Source organism: Roseateles sp. P5_B10, from assembly GCF_056400485.1.
Map to the genome: position 1 here is coordinate 1 of NZ_JBFULE010001796.1, position 509 is coordinate 509.

The window sequence follows — 509 nt, forward strand, 5'->3', positions numbered from 1 at the left end:
GCAGCATGCCGGCCACCGACACCGACATGCGTCGCATCGTGTGCAGTTGCGCGACGAGGCGGCCGATGCCTTCGGCGCTGCGGGTGTCCGGCTTCGGTCCGACAGCGCGGACGAGCTCGGTCAGCACGTAGTAGGTCTCAAGGAAGCGTTCGGGGCCGGATCGCTCGTAAGCGAGTTCTGAGGTGGCCTGTTTCCAGGCGCTGTCGATTTCGCCCAGCATATGGTCATCCGGCACGAAGTGATCGGTGAAGACAACTTCGTTGAATTCATACTGGCCGGTGATCTGCGCGATCGGGTTCACCGTGATGCCCGGCTTCTTCATATTGACCAGAAACTGCGTCAATCCGTGGCGGCGATTWTCCTTGGTCGGGGCCGATGTGCGGAAGATCGCGATCATGTAGTCGGCCATATGCGCCGAGGTCGTCCAGATCTTGCTGCCATTGATCAGCCAGCCGCCGTCGGTCTTGGTGGCCTTGGTCTTGGCGGCAAACAGATCGGAACCAGAATTC

The 509-nt window shown here is 60.6% G+C and carries 1 protein-coding gene; it reads right to left on the reverse strand.

Features of this window, described 5'->3' with window-relative positions; all coding sequences use genetic code 11:
- A partial coding sequence (locus AC1DU6_RS35955; RefSeq protein WP_477863455.1) for an acyl-CoA dehydrogenase family protein occupies positions 1–509 on the reverse strand: 509 nt, incomplete at both ends.